Source organism: Gardnerella sp. KA00390 (assembly GCF_049244075.1).
Taxonomy (GTDB): domain Bacteria; phylum Actinomycetota; class Actinomycetes; order Actinomycetales; family Bifidobacteriaceae; genus Bifidobacterium; species Bifidobacterium vaginale.
Map to the genome: position 1 here is coordinate 1,338,443 of NZ_CP058372.1, position 15,499 is coordinate 1,353,941.

General features: G+C 40.9%; 11 protein-coding genes and 1 tRNA gene. 6 read left to right on the forward strand and 6 right to left on the reverse strand.

Going from position 1 to position 15,499, the window contains the following annotated elements; all coding sequences use genetic code 11:
* Positions 1–42 precede the first annotated feature (42 nt).
* The 3 genes from HXT53_RS05370 to HXT53_RS05380 are packed head-to-tail and all read right to left on the reverse strand — an operon-like array spanning position 43 to position 3,187.
* Positions 43–900, reverse strand: coding sequence for a carbohydrate ABC transporter permease (locus HXT53_RS05370; protein WP_004113011.1), 858 nt, complete (start codon positions 898–900; stop codon positions 43–45).
* On the reverse strand, positions 897–1,850 hold the full coding sequence (locus HXT53_RS05375; RefSeq protein WP_009994218.1) for a carbohydrate ABC transporter permease: 954 nt from the start codon (positions 1,848–1,850) through the stop codon (positions 897–899). The genes HXT53_RS05370 and HXT53_RS05375 overlap by 4 nt, the downstream gene beginning before the upstream one ends.
* On the reverse strand, positions 1,847–3,187 hold the full coding sequence (locus HXT53_RS05380; RefSeq protein WP_009994219.1) for an extracellular solute-binding protein: 1,341 nt from the start codon (positions 3,185–3,187) through the stop codon (positions 1,847–1,849). Before HXT53_RS05380 ends, HXT53_RS05375 begins: the two co-directional genes overlap by 4 nt.
* Before the next feature lie 346 nt (positions 3,188–3,533).
* Here HXT53_RS05380 and HXT53_RS05385 point away from each other — a divergent pair, with 346 nt between their 5' ends.
* Both HXT53_RS05385 and HXT53_RS05390 read left to right on the forward strand, forming a co-directional pair.
* Positions 3,534–4,850 (forward strand): PTS sugar transporter subunit IIC, encoded by a 1,317-nt coding sequence (locus HXT53_RS05385; RefSeq protein WP_014554396.1) that lies wholly within the window; start codon positions 3,534–3,536, stop codon positions 4,848–4,850.
* 5 nt (positions 4,851–4,855) lie between these two features.
* Positions 4,856–6,757, forward strand: a complete 1,902-nt coding sequence (locus HXT53_RS05390; protein WP_014554395.1) for a DUF4838 domain-containing protein — start codon at positions 4,856–4,858, stop codon at positions 6,755–6,757.
* A gap of 203 nt (positions 6,758–6,960) precedes the next feature.
* On the opposite strand, the gene galK is transcribed toward HXT53_RS05390, so the two are convergent.
* Positions 6,961–8,238 (reverse strand): galactokinase, encoded by a 1,278-nt coding sequence (galK, locus tag HXT53_RS05395; RefSeq protein WP_421780115.1) that lies wholly within the window; start codon positions 8,236–8,238, stop codon positions 6,961–6,963.
* Positions 8,239–8,320: 82 nt separating this feature from the next.
* The gene (gene galT, locus HXT53_RS05400) at positions 8,321–9,655 is read right to left on the reverse strand and encodes a galactose-1-phosphate uridylyltransferase (protein ID WP_004113023.1); all 1,335 of its coding nucleotides are present in this window, start codon (positions 9,653–9,655) and stop codon (positions 8,321–8,323) included.
* Positions 9,656–9,987: 332 nt separating this feature from the next.
* Between galT and HXT53_RS05405 the strand changes: the two genes are divergently transcribed.
* The gene (locus HXT53_RS05405) at positions 9,988–10,758 is read left to right on the forward strand and encodes an exonuclease domain-containing protein (RefSeq protein WP_004113025.1); all 771 of its coding nucleotides are present in this window, start codon (positions 9,988–9,990) and stop codon (positions 10,756–10,758) included.
* 21 nt (positions 10,759–10,779) lie between these two features.
* Positions 10,780–12,573 carry a UDP-N-acetylmuramoyl-L-alanyl-D-glutamate--2,6-diaminopimelate ligase gene (locus tag HXT53_RS05410; RefSeq protein WP_004113027.1) on the forward strand — a complete coding sequence of 598 codons (1,794 nt, stop codon included), beginning with the start codon at positions 10,780–10,782 and terminating at the stop codon, positions 12,571–12,573.
* A gap of 18 nt (positions 12,574–12,591) precedes the next feature.
* On the opposite strand, the gene HXT53_RS05415 is transcribed toward HXT53_RS05410, so the two are convergent.
* Positions 12,592–14,046, reverse strand: a complete 1,455-nt coding sequence (locus HXT53_RS05415) for a bifunctional folylpolyglutamate synthase/dihydrofolate synthase (RefSeq protein ID WP_065189440.1) — start codon at positions 14,044–14,046, stop codon at positions 12,592–12,594.
* A 517-nt stretch (positions 14,047–14,563) separates the two neighbouring features.
* Between HXT53_RS05415 and HXT53_RS05420 the strand changes: the two genes are divergently transcribed.
* Both HXT53_RS05420 and HXT53_RS05425 read left to right on the forward strand, forming a co-directional pair.
* Positions 14,564–15,262 carry an ECF transporter S component gene (locus tag HXT53_RS05420; protein ID WP_004114512.1) on the forward strand — a complete coding sequence of 233 codons (699 nt, stop codon included), beginning with the start codon at positions 14,564–14,566 and terminating at the stop codon, positions 15,260–15,262.
* 145 nt (positions 15,263–15,407) lie between these two features.
* Positions 15,408–15,481 (forward strand) — tRNA-Ile (locus HXT53_RS05425).
* Positions 15,482–15,499 lie beyond the last annotated feature (18 nt).

A 15,499-nucleotide genomic window follows, 5' to 3' on the forward strand; every position in this document is an offset into this window, starting at 1 on the left:
GTTTCTCCTAAGATTCCCACACTAGGTAATTATTTATTTTTATCATTTTATTGCGCCTTGCATAGAACCAAACGTAAGACCATGTTGAATAATCAAGAAGAAAACAATCACTGGCACAGAGAAAATCAGAGATGCAGCCATCTGAGCACCAACATCAACTCCTGAAGGTGTAGCAAATGACGCCAACCATACAGGAAGAGTGTATTTTTCTTGAGTTTTCATAAAAGTATACGCTATTAAATAATCATTCCATGCGTGAATACAAGCAAATACTGATGTTGCGATAATCCCTGGAGCTGCAAGCGGAAATGTAATCCTCCACAAAATTTGCCATTCACTAGCACCTTCAACACGAGCTGATTCAAAAATAGACATTGGCATAGCCAAGAAAAATCCTCGCAAATTCCAAATTGCCACTGGAAGCACAGCAGTAACATAAGCTAAAACTAAACCAACGTAAGTATCAAGCATTCCAAAACGATTGAAAACAATGAATTGTGGTATAAGAATTGCTGTTGCTGGAATCATTTGCACAACAATCACAGCAGCCATAATAAGCTTTCTGCCAGCAAACGCGTGCATAGTTAAAGCAGCACAAGCCAAAAACGCTACAATAACCGCAATAACTACACTCAACACTGTTACCAACAGACTATTGCAAGCATATGAAAGCATTGAATCAGAAGAAAAAGCATCATGCATATGTTCAAACGACCAGTGACTTGGTAACAAAGTTGGCTTGGATTGTAGAACTTCGTTTCGAGGTGAAAATGCCGTAACACACATCCAATACACGGGGAAAATCCATACAATAATAAACACAAAAGCAAGCAACGTGTTAATAATTTTATTCAATGTAACGCGCCTACGAAGCAAATCCAATAAGGTAACTATCTTCATAGCTCATCACCATTCTTTAGAAGTCGTCTAATATAGTAAACCGTGGCAAAAAAGAGTATCAGAGTAGTTACCACGCTTATTGCAGAGCCTTGTCCAATAGAAAAATTAATAAATGCTTTCTTATATGTAAAAACTCCAACGGTTGCAGTAGATTCACGAGGACCGCCCTGAGTAAGTAACCATATTTGATTAAATACGTTGAAATCCCATATGCAAGAAAGTATGGTTATAGCCGTTAATTGTGGAGCCAATATAGGTACTGTAATTTGCCAATATATACGCGTTTTTGAAGCTCCGTCAACTGCCGCAGCCTCAGCATATTCAGGAGCAATCTGCTTTTGTGCCGCATATAAGGTAATAGCAATATATGGAACAGCCTGCCATACGATTATTAATCCAATACAGCAAAAAGCTAAATTCGTGTTACTAGTCCACGAAAGATTGCGAATATTGCCAAAAATTTTTAACTGAGTTAACAGCCAACCTACTACTCCATAACCAGGTTGAAACATCCATTTAAACACTAATGCAGCAGCAACATTAGGCATTGCCCATGCAGCTACAAGAACAATGGACATAATCACCCTTACTACTGCAGATTGTTTAAACATGGTTTGCGCAACCCACATCCCTATGAGCACGCTAGTAATAACGAGAAATGCAGCAAAAGCAATTGTGATTCCTAGAGAATAGTAGAATCCTTTGTCTGCAAAAAGAGTTAAATATTGCTGAATACCAACGAATTCGAATTCTCCAGTGAACAACGATCTAGCATTAAAATTGCTAAGAGATGCTACAACAAGCATAAGTAGAGGCAAAATAACCAACACTATAAGTAATATGCAAGCTGGAAGTAGCATTAGAGCTGGAACTATTTTACTAGCACTTTTACTAGCAGATTTACTAGCAGATTTACTACTATAATTTTTGCTAACTTTTAGGAGCCTCATAAGTCACCACCAACCTGATTATGAGAGAAAATCTCTTGTGCATGGTCATGAAATACGCGTGCTGCTTGCAAAACAGATTTTGCAGACATAGCAGATGAAGCGAATAATTCTTTGAGAGAACCATCTGCTTCGATAGTTGACCATCCAGGAGCTGCAGGAGTTGATTGAGATACTCTAGCTGTTTCGAAGAATCCTTTTTGCACCTCGTCTAAATCGCGAGAATGTAAATATTCATCCAACAAGTCAATACTATTAGGAAGCCAACCATCGTGTTCCACTATCCACTTACGCTGAATTAAAGGGCTTGCAGCAATGCGTATCCATTTTAATGCCAACGCAACGTTGCTACTTCTAGACGGTATTGCCCAGTCTGAACCAGCAAGAACAGAAGGTTGTATACCCTTACCATTTATGCTTGGCATTGGAAATGTGGCAAAATCTTTTCTAGAAAGAGATGGATTAATTGAGATTGCCTTTGTAACAGCTGCACTATTTGTCAATACTGCTGAAGCTTTTTGTTGAGCTAGTATTTGCGCTTGATCAGGATTATTTATTTCTGCAGATCTTGATGCTTCTGTTGAGAATGCGTTTTGAAAATCTGCCCATTTTTTAAGTCCTTGTAAGGTTTTCTTACTTATTGCAGACGAATGCCATTGCATTCCATTGAATGAAGCTAAGCTTCCACCACAATCCCAAACAAATTGCATTCCAGCAAACCAATTCTGTCCTGGAAGATACATTGCACTAAAATCCGCTTCATTTTTGTGAGCTTGTTTTATTGTGTTAAGTGCAGAAATCAGCTGAGTAAAAGTTGTTGGCTGATTTGTTATTCCAGCTGAAGACCATATGCGTTTGTTGTAAATAACAACTCTAGATGCTGCAAATGCTGGGACAGCATACAGCTTATCTTTATAAATAGCTGGCTCTCGTAATCCTTTAAGCCAACGTTTACCTTGTGAAAGCATTTTTTCGTGTTCTGTTATATCTAGTAATCCTCCACTTGCTGCAAAATCCGCTATTTTTGTATTACCAATATCAACAACATCTGGCGGACGAGATGTAGATAATGCAGTTGTAAGTTTTGTAGAAATACCGTCCCAGGGCTGAACTTGTACATGTACTCGCACGCCTGTTTGTGCTTCAAACTGTTTGTTGATTGCGTTAAGTGTTTCTTTTGTAAAATCGTCTTGCATAACCCACACTGTTATGCCATTTTTGGATGAGGATTGGGAAGATACGCTGCTTGTTGGCGCTCCTATAGAGCATCCACTAAGCATTATTGCCATTGCTAGCGTAATAACCGCATAAGCAGTACACTTTCCGTATATTCGTCTCATGCGCGCTCCTTGAAAACATATTTGACTTCGCACCATTGCTTAAGCCGTATTACTATTCTACACCTTCATAAGTACGATTTCCGCACTTATTAAATTTTGTAAAATACATGCAAAAAATGAATCAAATAGTTTATAAGACAAAGAGCGACACGCTCATAACTGTTGGAATTAAAACGATTCGACGACAAAGTTTGATTTTTGATAATTTAAATGCGATGATAGATATACTTTATTTTTTAACCAATAATTAGAAAGTAAAGCGAACTAAATATGTTCAGTGAAGAACCCTATACATAACATAAGCCAAACAAAAAGTTCATTGATGAACAACAAACAAAGGATAAAAATGGCTAGAAATACAATGATGGATTTTTTGTCCAATAAACTTGCGCCGTTTGGCGAAAAAGTCGCAGCACAACGGCATTTGAAAGCATTGCGTGAAGGCGTGCTTATGGCAATGCCTCTTGTACTTATTGGTTCCATTTTCACATTAATTGGAAGCTTCCCTATTGAAGCGTGGACCAAATGGCTTCACACACACGGCGAATTAGATGCTTTACTTAGCACTATGGCAAACAATTCCTTTGGATTAATCGGTCTAGCAACCGCATTTGGAATTTCATACAGACTTGCAGAATCATACAAAACAGACGGACCTTCTGCAGGAGTTCTTGCAATCGGCGCATTCCTTCTCGTAACTCCACCAATCGCAAGCAAAGAAGGAGCAAACGGCATTCCTTACGGACTTATTGGCGGAAAAGGTTTATTCACAGCAATTGTTATAGCCTTCATAACCGCAGAAATATATCGCCAGTTTATTCAACGTAAATTCACAATTAAAATGCCAAAAAGCGTTCCAGAAGCTGTTGGACATTCGTTTGCAGCACTCGTGCCAGGAACAGTAATAATTGTTCTATTTGCAATAGTAACAAAAGTTTTGCAAGTCACAGGAATTGGCAGCCTCAATAATCTTCTCGCTATTATAGTTGGAACTCCATTAGCTCTTATTGGTGCAACACTTCCAGGAACATTCGTTGCCGTACTCCTCAACTCCGTATTCTGGTTCTGTGGCGTAAACGGCGGTCAAGTTGTTGGTTCTGTTATGAACCCAATCTGGCTTCAGCAAGCCGACGCCAATCGTATTGCTTTGCAAGCTGGTCACGCGCTTCCTAACATCATCACTGCACCGTTCATGGATTTGTTCGTGTACATGGGTGGCGGCGGAGCAACAATCGGTCTTGCGCTCTGCCTTCTCTTCTTCTCAAGGAGCCGCGAATACAAAACATTGGGTCGCATTTCAGGCATACCAGCATTGTTCAACATCAACACTGCTATCCTCTTCAGCTTCCCAACCGTTCTCAATCCTATTATGATCTTCCCATTCATCTTTACGCCTATCATCAATGCTGTAGTAACATACGGCGCTATGGCAACAGGATTAGTTCCTTACACCACTGGTGTCGCACTACCATGGACGACTCCACCAATCATCGGCGGATTCCTTGCTACAGGAAGCTGGCAAGGTGCTATATTACAAGCACTGCTTGTAGTACTATCCTTTATAATCTACTTCCCATTCTTCAAGGCAGCAGACGCAGCTCATTCTAAGGCTGAAAAGGATTTAATGGATAGCAAGAACAGCGCTACTTCTAAGGAGGATTAATTAACATGTTGTCTAAGACACTATATGTTCAAGCTAATCCTAATACTGGTGAATTTATTTACAATGAGATGGAACGCCTCTGCAAAAGAATGTTTGGCATGAAAATAACGCCTGCAAGCACACTAGAAGAGGCAGATTTCAAGCTTTTATCCGACGAGCAGAAGCAACGTGCGAATCTAAAAGATGCTTTTAGCTTGAAAGTGACTAGCGCAAAAATCTCAATTCACGCTAATACAGATGTAGCACTATTAATTGCCGTTTACAGGTTTGCTTACGAGTTTGGAGCAAGATTCCTAAGACCAGGCAGAAGCAACGAAATACTACCTTCTCTTAGCGAAGAAGACTTTGAAAAGGCAAATATTCAACTTGATGAAACGGCAAGTTTTGCTCATAGAGGCGTATGCATCGAAGGAGCCGACAAGATTGAGAACATAGTCGATTTCATTGATTGGCTTCCTAAAATTGGCATGAATAGCTTCTTTATACAATTTGAAAACCCTTACCCATTCCTCAAACGTTGGTATGAGCACGAGTTTAATCCGTATCAAGAGAAAGAGCCATTCAGCATTGAGATTGCGCAACAAATGAGTGATTCTGTTGATGAAGCAATGCACAAGCGCGGTATTGTTCAGCATAGAGTTGGACATGGTTGGACTGGTGAAGTTCTAGGATACTCCTCAAAATACGGATGGGAATCAGGCGTTAGTCTTCCAGAAGACAAGAAACCACTAGTAGCCGAAATTGCAGGGAAACGAGAACTGTTTAACGGCGCTCCAATATTAACGAGTCTAGATTTTGCAAATCCAGAAGTAACTAAGCAACTTGTTGATATTGTTGTATCGTATGCTCAAGAACATTCAGACGTAGATTATCTGCACGTATGGCTGTCTGACGCTTGCAACAATATTTGTGAATGTGAAGAATGCAAAAAGACATTCCCTTCCGATCAGTACGTTGATTTTCTTAACGCGCTTGACAAAAAACTTACGGAAAAAGGTTTGGACACTCATATTTGCTTCTTGCTTTACCACGAATTATTGTTTGCACCAGAGCATGCGAAAATTGCTAATCCAGAACGTTTCACCATGATGTTTGCACCAATTAGTAGAACGTTTGAAAAAAGTTACGCAGACGTTGACTACAAGAATGGTATTCCACAAACTGAAGCCTACAATCGCAACAATACAGTTATGCCGAACTCGCTAGAAGAAAATCTAAGCTACCTGTTTTCTTGGAAAAAAGCCTTCCAAGGAGATGGATTTGTGTACGATTATCCACTCGGACGAGCACATTATGGCGATTTAGGATACATGGCTATAAGTTCAACTATTTACCGCGATATTGCACATCTTAGTAAGTTAGGATTAGATGGATACATTTCTTGCCAAGAGCTTCGAGCAGGATTCCCACATAATTTCCCTAATTATGTTATGGGATCCATGTTGTGGAACAATACGCGCACTTACGATGATATAAAGCAAGAATACTTTGCATCACTGTATGGCAATAGTTGGAAAACTGCTGTAGATTGGCTGCAAACCGTTTCTTACCTTTCTTCATGCGATTATTTCAACGCCATTGGTGAAAGAATTAATCTAAAGCAAAGCGAACAGTTCAATGCCATTGCTTGCCTAGCGGACTCAATGGTAACAACTATTTCTAAACAGATAAGTAATGAAACTGGTCACATTGCTAACGAATGGTTGCTTCTCTCTTGGCATCGTGAATACGTTAAGAAACTTTCCCAAGCATTGCGAGAAATTTCTTGCGGACACAACGAACAAGCCCAACAATATTGGTACGAATTCCTTGATTTTATTAGAAGGGAAGAAAACAATATTCAACCGAATCTTGATGTTTACAGAGTAATCGAAGTAGCTAAAAACTACGCTGGATTCAAGCTTTAATCAAAAATAATCCAAAAGATCAATAAATTACCATTAAGAAGTGCCTTTGATTGTTTCTACAGGTTGAAAAACAAGTAGAGACTTTCAAAGGCACATTTTGTTTATATATTATTTGTTTATACGTTATATGCTATTTATGCACAATATTTATACACAATCTTTAAGGCGATACTACTTAAGGCATACACCATTTAAGGCAGATACTACAAAATTCGCTCACCACTTGATGACGGTACAGCCGAAAGAGAGCGCGGAGCAGCAAAACCACGTTTTGCAAACTCATCAGCAATAGCCTGAGCAATCGGCTTAGCCCTATTAGTATCAACTAAAGCAATAATGGAACCACCAAATCCGCCGCCAGTCATGCGAGCGCCATAAGCTCCCTCATTGCGAGCCACATCAACAGCAGTATCGAGTTCTGGAATAGTAACCTCATAATCATCTCTTAATGAATTATGTGACTGGTTCATCAACTCTCCCGCAAGAGTAATGTCTGTTTTATGGAAAGCCTCAACAAACTCTCGAACGCGATTTATTTCCGTAACAACATGACGCACTCTTCTCATCATTGTTTCGCCACCAAGCTTCTGCACTCGATTAAGAGTATCTTGTAAAGTCTGCTGTGAATCCTCACTATTAGAAATAGAATCAGCAACAGCACGCAAAGATGACACATTAAGCGCTTGAGCAGCCTCTTGACACATCATTCGACGAGCAGCATATTGACCATCATTAAGCTGATGAGGAGCGCAAGTATCTACAACCAGTAGTTCTAGATTATTCGCCGCCAAATCAAACGGCTGCTGGCTCACGCTTTGTAATGGCGTCAAATCTTTCTTGCAGTCCAACAGAAGCGCATTACCTTCAACACATCGCAAAGAAGCATTTTGATCCAAGCCTCCAGTTGAAGCTCCAGCCATTTCATTCTCTGCCATAATCGCCGCATGAATAAGCTGCACGCGCCCAACATCCGAATCAGATAATCCTAAGTCAAATGCATCACTTAAAGCGAGCGCAATAGAACATGTCATTGCTGCAGAAGAGCTTAAGCCTGATCCAAGCGGAACGCATGAAACAAACGCAGCATCAAAACCACGTACCTTTAAGTAGCCTGCTTTACGCAATGCCCACGCCACTCCAATAGCGTATGCCGCCCAACCTTTTACATCTCCAGCATGTAGATGATCAAGATCCGCTTGTTCGATTGACATAGGGTTAACGCTTGAAACTACTCTAACTTTTGTGTCTCTTCTAGGATGCAACGCAACAAAAGTGCGATGCGGAAGAGCGATAGGCAAGCATAATCCTTCGTTATAATCCGTGTGTTCACCAATAATGTTTACTCGTCCAGGGCTTGCCCATACTCCACCATTATCTTGCAAACGCATTCTGCAATATTCGCCAAAAGTCTCGCTGAATAGTGATGTTGCTTGTCTGGCACCATCATCATTCTTCACTGCTTCAATAAATGATACTGGCATAATAGCACTCCTTTGTACTCACAAATCATAATAACATTTAATATTACTAATATAGTTAATAACATTAGCCTAACTAGCCTAACTAGTCTAAATCAACCGCACCGAGTTCATGGAATCGTTGTGCAATAAGTTCTGGCGTAGTATCTGAAACCCACGCAGCCATACCAGACTCAGATCCAGCCAAATACTTGATTTTGTTAACATCTCTGCGGAATGAGAAGAATTGCAAATTAAGACGATAATTTTCACGACGAGGGTCATGCAATGGGGCTTGATGCCATGCTGCAATATATGGAAGATCCATTCCCAATCCATCTCCCTTATCGAAGAATGCGTTTCCGCGACGCAATAATGTTGAATACATTTGTGCCAAATCCCAACGCTCTTGGTCATCAAGCTGATCCAAAGAAAGAACATCTCTAACTGGAGCAACATGCACCTCTAGTGGCCAGCGCGCTGCAGCTGGAACATATGCCACCCAACTGTGATTTCTCATTACAATGCGCGAAGCATTATCAATCTCTGAAAGCATTAAATCTTTCAACAAATTACTGCCAGTGCGTTCAAAATAAGCTTGAGTATGTCGCAATTCTTGCTCAAGTCTAGGCGCAATAAACGGATAAGAATAAACCTGACCATGAGGATGAGCTAAAGTAACGCCAATTTCTGCACCATGATTTTCGAATGGGAATATTTGTTCAATGCCATCAATCTGGCTAATTTCAGCCGTTCTAAAAGCCCACGCCTCTACTACAGTTCGCAAACGAGATACTGGCAATTGAGCCGGTAACATATTTTCGTCTGGTCCGAAGCAAATCACTTCACAACGACCAGCTGCAGGAGCCTGTTTCCATAGTGGATTGCCATTAAGATAATGAGGTTCACGGCTTACACCAGGAACTTGAACCATGGATGGAAAACGATTTTCAAAAACCACAACATCGTAATCAGTGTCTGGAACTTCCCCATCTTGATATGCAGAACCAGGTTTGCGAGCGGCAAGCGGATTGCCCTTAGTAAGCGCTCCAGGGCCAGCAGTGATTGGTCTATTCATGCGCGCTGTAGACATAGAAATCCAGTCTCCAGTAAGAGGATCTTGACGCATTTGCGGAGCTGCATACTGCACTTCATTACCATCCGCATCAATATGCGAGGCAAACCTATACGCTAATTTTCGAGGATCTTTCAATTCGCGCGTTTTAAGACCGCTAACATAATCTGGGCTATCATCAAGATAGAAAAAGTCACGACCGTCAGACAATTTCGTTGCAGTAATGCGAATATGATTGCGAGCATACTCTCCTTGCTTATATGACTTATAAGAATTATAAGAATATTCGCCATTATTATTATCAGTAGCATTCTGATGATTTTGAACGTCGTTAAGTCCGTCGCCAAGTCCGTCATTGATGTCCATGTTCATATACACCTTTGTCCTTTTGATTTTAAATCTTTTGCTATTTTGTTATTTTGTATTTATTATTTTGTTTCTTTGCTTTTGCAAAGGTAAATCCACAACGACTCCTAAACAAAAAGCACATCTCAACTCTCAGAAAATGTTACTTTTTGTAACATAACGAGCGTTCTTGATGCTATTCTATCATATAATTGTGTACTTTGAGGGCATTTTATTACATATTTTGCAAAAATTCGCACTAAATAACTCATAGACGCAACATTACAAAAAATAACAATCCACCATTTACTAACACAAACTCAGGGTCTGCAGCGCATTCTACGATTAAGACTATGCCAAACAACATTAACGAGCTTATGGAAGCGCTAAACGAGACACAGCAGCAAAGCGAAAAAACGCCACTCAGCCAATCCTTCCTGCTCGGTTTCGACACAGAAACAACGGGCGCAATTCTCGGCGAAGACTCCATTTGTTCAGCAACTCTTGTGCTCAGAAACCCACAAAATAAGACTCACAATGACGTGATAGCAACCTGGTTAATAAACCCGCACAAGCCAATTAATCCAAAAGCAAGCCAAGTCAACGGATTTACGGACGAGTTCCTACAAGAAAACGGTGGGGAACCAACGGCGGAAATCGAAGCATTGGCTGCGGCGGTAAGCCTCGCGCAGAGCAAAAATATTCCACTGCTTGCATACAACGCTCCTTTCGACGTTGAAATGCTAAGGCATGATTTAAAAAAATGGGATTTAACAAGCCTGAACAATCGCCCGAATAGCACAATCAACGATGGAGAAATTCTTGTAGTAGACCCATTAGTTATAGACCGCGCTGTTTCTAAGCGCACAGGCAAGCGAACACTTACGCATACAACACAATTCTACGGCGTAGAGCCAATCGGAGACTTTCACGACGCAACAGCAGACACTGTAGCAGCAGTAGACTTGATTAAGCCTATAAGCGAATTACATGAAGATGTTGCAAATCTTGAATTATGCGATTTAATGACATGGCAACGCAAAGCGTATACAAAGTGGAAAAACAGCTTCGACGAGTGGCTAAAATCCAAAGGAAAACCAGCTAGCAGCGGAAACTGGCTATAATTCAAAATCAAGAGGAACAAAATGAGCGAAAAAACAAATCTTCATCTAAACATGCTAGACGCAAGCACAATTTTAAAAAATTACAGACTTCTACGAGAAATTATCCAAAAACTCCCACAGACCAATACTGAACACTCAGACGAACAAAACAACTGCATAGAAAACAACATAGAAAACAACGATTTCGTGCATATTCGCAACGAAATCTGGTCTATGAACGCGGACGATTTTAAAAACTACAAAAAAACATACAACCACATAACATACGATTCACGAGATATTAAGAAAAACACTCTTCTGTTCATTAAAGGCAATTTTAAGCCAGAATATCTTAAAGACGCTGATAAAAATGGCTTAACTACATACGTTGCCGAGCAAAGTTACGCGGATTACACCAATGCAGTAGGACTTATAGTAACAGACGTTCGTAAAGCAATGAGCTTGCTTTCATCAGAATTCTTTGGAAACCCGCAAGAAAGACTTAGAGTTATTGGAATTACGGGAACAAAGGGAAAAACAACAACAGCTTACTTCACTCATGCAATTTTAAACGAACATTCTGAAGGCAAAGCAGCCCTATTCTCCTCCGTTGACAATTGCTTAGATGGAAAAACATATGTTGAATCTAATTTGACTACACCAGAAAGCCTAGACGCATTCCGCATGATGAGCCAAGCCGTAAAAAACGGTATGAAATACCTAGTCATGGAAGTTTCATCACAAGCATACAAAGTAGAGCGAGTATACGGACTACACTTTAATGTGGCAGCATTCCTAAACATAAGCCCAGACCACATAAGCCCAATAGAACACCCAACTTTTGAAGACTACCTGTATTGCAAACGCCAAATCGTAAAAAACACTGACGCGCTTATACTCAATGCAGACTGCGCTCACGCAGACTTAATACTCCAAGACGCACAAAACGAATACGTGGACGTCACAACATTTTCAAGAGTACGAAAAGAAGAAATGGGCGAAAACATCTGCAACTGCCCAGCATGCAGCGATCATTCAGACATTCACCCTTACGAAAAAAGCGAAAAATATCCAGAACTTATTTGGACAAAATATGTAGCAATGCCAGTTTCATCAGACGCGCAAGAACATTATGTTGCTATTTTAGACAACGAAAGCAAGAAAAACAAAAAACAATTCGTACCTAATTACACAACTATAGACAAATTCAATCTAAAAATCGCAGGCGACTTTAACTACGAAAACGCCACTGCAGCAATCGCAATCGCAAACGCATTAGGCATAAATGAAAACACAGATCAAAAAGCCCTACATGCTATAGAAAACGTTCAAATATCGGGGCGAATGGAAGTCTTTAAAGACACAAAATCCAATACAGTTGCCATAGTGGATTACGCACACAACTACATTTCCACAAAATCTGTTGTCGACTTCGTATACGACAAATACGGTAACAATGATCTTAGAATCACGCTTGTAACAGGATCCACGGGAGACAAAGCCGTTGACAGGAGAAAAGAAATAGTTCAAGCTGCACAAGATCGAATCAACCAATTTGTGTTCACTCAAGAAGACACAAATGTCGAAGACGAAATGGACATTTGCAAATACATGCAATCTTGCGTAACCAATCCAAACGTTGAATCGCGAATTATTATAAACAGAGCTGAAGCTATTGAGTACAGTGTTGAAGAAGCAAGAAAAGATGCTAGAGAGAACAACAGACTCAACATAATACTTGCTATCGGAAAGGGCGACGAACGCTGGATAAAGGTGCACAACAAGCATGTTCCTTACGAAGGAGATTCGTTTATTATTAAACGCTTATTTAGCTAAGCACCTCTTTAGCTAAAGTCAATTCGCAATGTTTGGATGAATATTAGCGCGCTGATCCTTAGGCTTCTTCAAGTCTGGATTAACGCGCTCAATAAGCATAGTTCGAGCGTCGCCAGCTGTAACAAAGCTTCCGCAAATCAACACTCCATGTCCGTATCCAACTCCAAGCTCATCGTCTTCGTCAACAAGATTCACAGCTTCTTGAATAGCGTCTGGAAGATCGTCAACGCGAATCACTCGATCTCTGCCAAATACGTTAACCGCAATCTTCTCCAAATCTTCTGGATCCATAACGCGATCACGCCAAGAGTTACGAGTAACAATAATATTCGTTAAAATCGGCTCAAGAACACCCAAGTATTCTTCAACTTGCTTATCTGCCATCATTGCCACAACGCCAATAAGCTGCTCAAAATTATAATTCTCCTCGATTGTTTTACGAAGCGACTCAGCAGCATTAACATTGTGGCCGCCATCAATAATAATTGTCGGAGAAGTGCGCACTTGCTCAATGCGACCAGGAACCTTAACTTGGCTCAAAGCCTCGGCAACCAAATCGCCATCCAAAGCGCCATTTACAGGCAGAACAACCTCCGCAGCAGCAAGCGCCGCCAAAGCATTATGCGCCTGATGCACACCAAACTTGTCAATCGGCACATCTTCATAAGTGCCATTAGGCGTGCGCAAAGTGGCAACTTGACCTCCAACAGCTGGAGTGCGCGAAATAACCTCTAGCTCGCCACTGCCATCACTAAAGTCGCGTAAAAGCTTGGCATTATTGCTATTTGCCACCTCTTGAATAATCGGCAAAACTTGTGATTCGTGTGGCTGCGGCCCCAAAATCACAGTGCAATTTGGCTTAATAATGCCCGCTTTTGTGCGCGCAATCTCTTCAACCGTGTTTCCAAGCCATTGCATGTGATCCATGTCTACAGGACCAATAATCGCAGCATCAGCGTTCATAACATTAGTGGCGTCCCATTCGCCACCCATGCCAACTTCCATCACGGCAACATCTACAGGAGCGTCAGCAAAAGCCCAAATCGCCATAGCTGTAAGAACTTCAAAAAAGCTCATGCGAGGCTTGCCATCAGCGTCCATGCGAGCGTCAACCATGTCTATAATGTCTTTCATTTGATCATACACGTCAACGAAATGGTCGTCGCTAATTTCCTCGCCATCAATCATGATTCGCTCATTTACGCGTTGCAAATGCGGCGAAGTGTAAAGACCTGTGCGCAAACCGTACGCGCGGCAAATCGCCTCCGCCATGCGAGCCGTGGATCCCTTGCCATTGGTGCCAGTAATGTGAATTACGTGCATCGATTGCTCTGGATGTCCCAAAATATCAAGTATTAGGCGCATTCTGTCTAAATCAAGATTCGTCTTATTATGTTCTGGAGCGCGTCGCATGATATCACGCTCAACATCAATAATGCGCTCGCCGTTACTATTTGGATGTTCCATAGACATTTTGTTTGCACTCCCCCTGATTTAACTCTCGCCATACGCTGTGTTCGTTATATGCGACATTCTCATGCTCATTTTTCCAACTATCTAGATTAGTAACTGTAGTGTTTTTGTTCCTGCTTTACGGCGTGTCGAAGTAGAAATGCACTACAGATTCGTTAGATTTGTCTCACTCACGAGACATATGTAACAGTTTTTGGCTGTTTTTTGTTATATTTGCATCATTGATGAGACATTTGTAACGTTTTTTGGCTCAAATTCGTTAGATTTGTCTCGCTCACGAGACATTTGCAACGCGAGCGATATTCCTTGCTTGGCGTCGCGTAAGCGACTTTATAACGCGTTATAAATTTCTGCAATAGTAAAAAATGTTACAAATTATACAAAAAATTATTCAAAAGGCGTGTTAGTGGAAACTAAATGGTAGAGTACTCGATGTCGTTTCCGCCCAGGCTGCGTAGGTCAAGAGACGATTTTAAAGAAATTACAATACGCAGCGTCTAGTAGTTAAGGGACTCTTATGAGTGATATTTTCAATAATGAATCAAATAATGAATCAAATTACACCCAATCCAGCACGCCTATAACAGACAAGGCTCAGAATCAAGAAGAAGTTACGCCTACAATAATTAGCAGTCTTCGCTGGCGAGTGGCAGATATATCACTTGGAGCTGCTTTAGCTGCTTTGTTTGGTGTAATCTACTGGGGCTTTACTATTGTGTTCTTCTCCCAGATTTCACCTATTTTGCGAACGATTTTGCCTGGATTTGGCAGCATTTTGCATGGCGTTTGGTACATGTCTGGCCCTCTTGCTCTTCTTTTAATTCGTAAGCCTGGTGCTGCGATTTATGTTAATGTTCTTGGTGCTGTATTCGAAAATATTCTTGGTCAACAATTCTCCGCATTCATGGTTCTTGCTTCTGCCGCTTTACAAGCTGTGTTTAGCGAAATTCCTTTTGCGATTGCCAAATATAAGAAGTATAACCTTACCTTAAGCGTTATTGCTGGTGGTCTTACAGCTATTGAATATGGTATTTATTTGATGTTCGTAATCTACCAAGGTAAGTCTGTAAATTATCTAACAATTCACATGATTTGTGAGTTTATAAGCGGTATTGTGATTGCTGGAATTATTCCTTGGATTTTGTTCGTTGCAGTTCGTAAAACTGGAGCTTTGAGTAATTTCGCTTCTGGAAGAGGACAAGCTACAGTAGCATAATTATTCGAGCTAAAACAGCTGGCGACTAGACTAGCAGAGCACATAAGTGTGCATTGCAATACGAATTGTATATGAATAGTGTTGCATAGCGTGTTAAACGTTTATGGGTGTGTGCTAATCTAGTCGTTGCTGACTTTGTTAGCGTGGGGCTTTAGCTCAGTCGGTTAGAGCAGCGGACTCATAATCCGCCGGTCCAGGGTTCAAGCCCCTGAGGCCCCACTAGATAATCGCCTTAGT

Excerpts from the sequence above, each read along its gene's own strand:
- HXT53_RS05420 (WP_004114512.1), top strand. The coding sequence starts at position 14,564 with ATGAGTGATATTTTCAATAATGAATCAAATAATGAATCAAATTACACC.
- galK (WP_421780115.1), bottom strand. The coding sequence starts at position 8,238 with ATGCCAGTATCATTTATTGAAGCAGTGAAGAATGATGATGGTGCCAGA.
- HXT53_RS05415 (WP_065189440.1), bottom strand. The coding sequence starts at position 14,046 with ATGTCTATGGAACATCCAAATAGTAACGGCGAGCGCATTATTGATGTT.
- HXT53_RS05405 (WP_004113025.1), top strand. The coding sequence starts at position 9,988 with ATGCCAAACAACATTAACGAGCTTATGGAAGCGCTAAACGAGACACAG.
- HXT53_RS05390 (WP_014554395.1), top strand. The coding sequence starts at position 4,856 with ATGTTGTCTAAGACACTATATGTTCAAGCTAATCCTAATACTGGTGAA.
- HXT53_RS05375 (WP_009994218.1), bottom strand. The coding sequence starts at position 1,850 with ATGAGGCTCCTAAAAGTTAGCAAAAATTATAGTAGTAAATCTGCTAGT.
- HXT53_RS05370 (WP_004113011.1), bottom strand. The coding sequence starts at position 900 with ATGAAGATAGTTACCTTATTGGATTTGCTTCGTAGGCGCGTTACATTG.
- HXT53_RS05385 (WP_014554396.1), top strand. The coding sequence starts at position 3,534 with ATGGCTAGAAATACAATGATGGATTTTTTGTCCAATAAACTTGCGCCG.
- HXT53_RS05380 (WP_009994219.1), bottom strand. The coding sequence starts at position 3,187 with ATGAGACGAATATACGGAAAGTGTACTGCTTATGCGGTTATTACGCTA.
- galT (WP_004113023.1), bottom strand. The coding sequence starts at position 9,655 with ATGGACATCAATGACGGACTTGGCGACGGACTTAACGACGTTCAAAAT.
- HXT53_RS05410 (WP_004113027.1), top strand. The coding sequence starts at position 10,780 with ATGAGCGAAAAAACAAATCTTCATCTAAACATGCTAGACGCAAGCACA.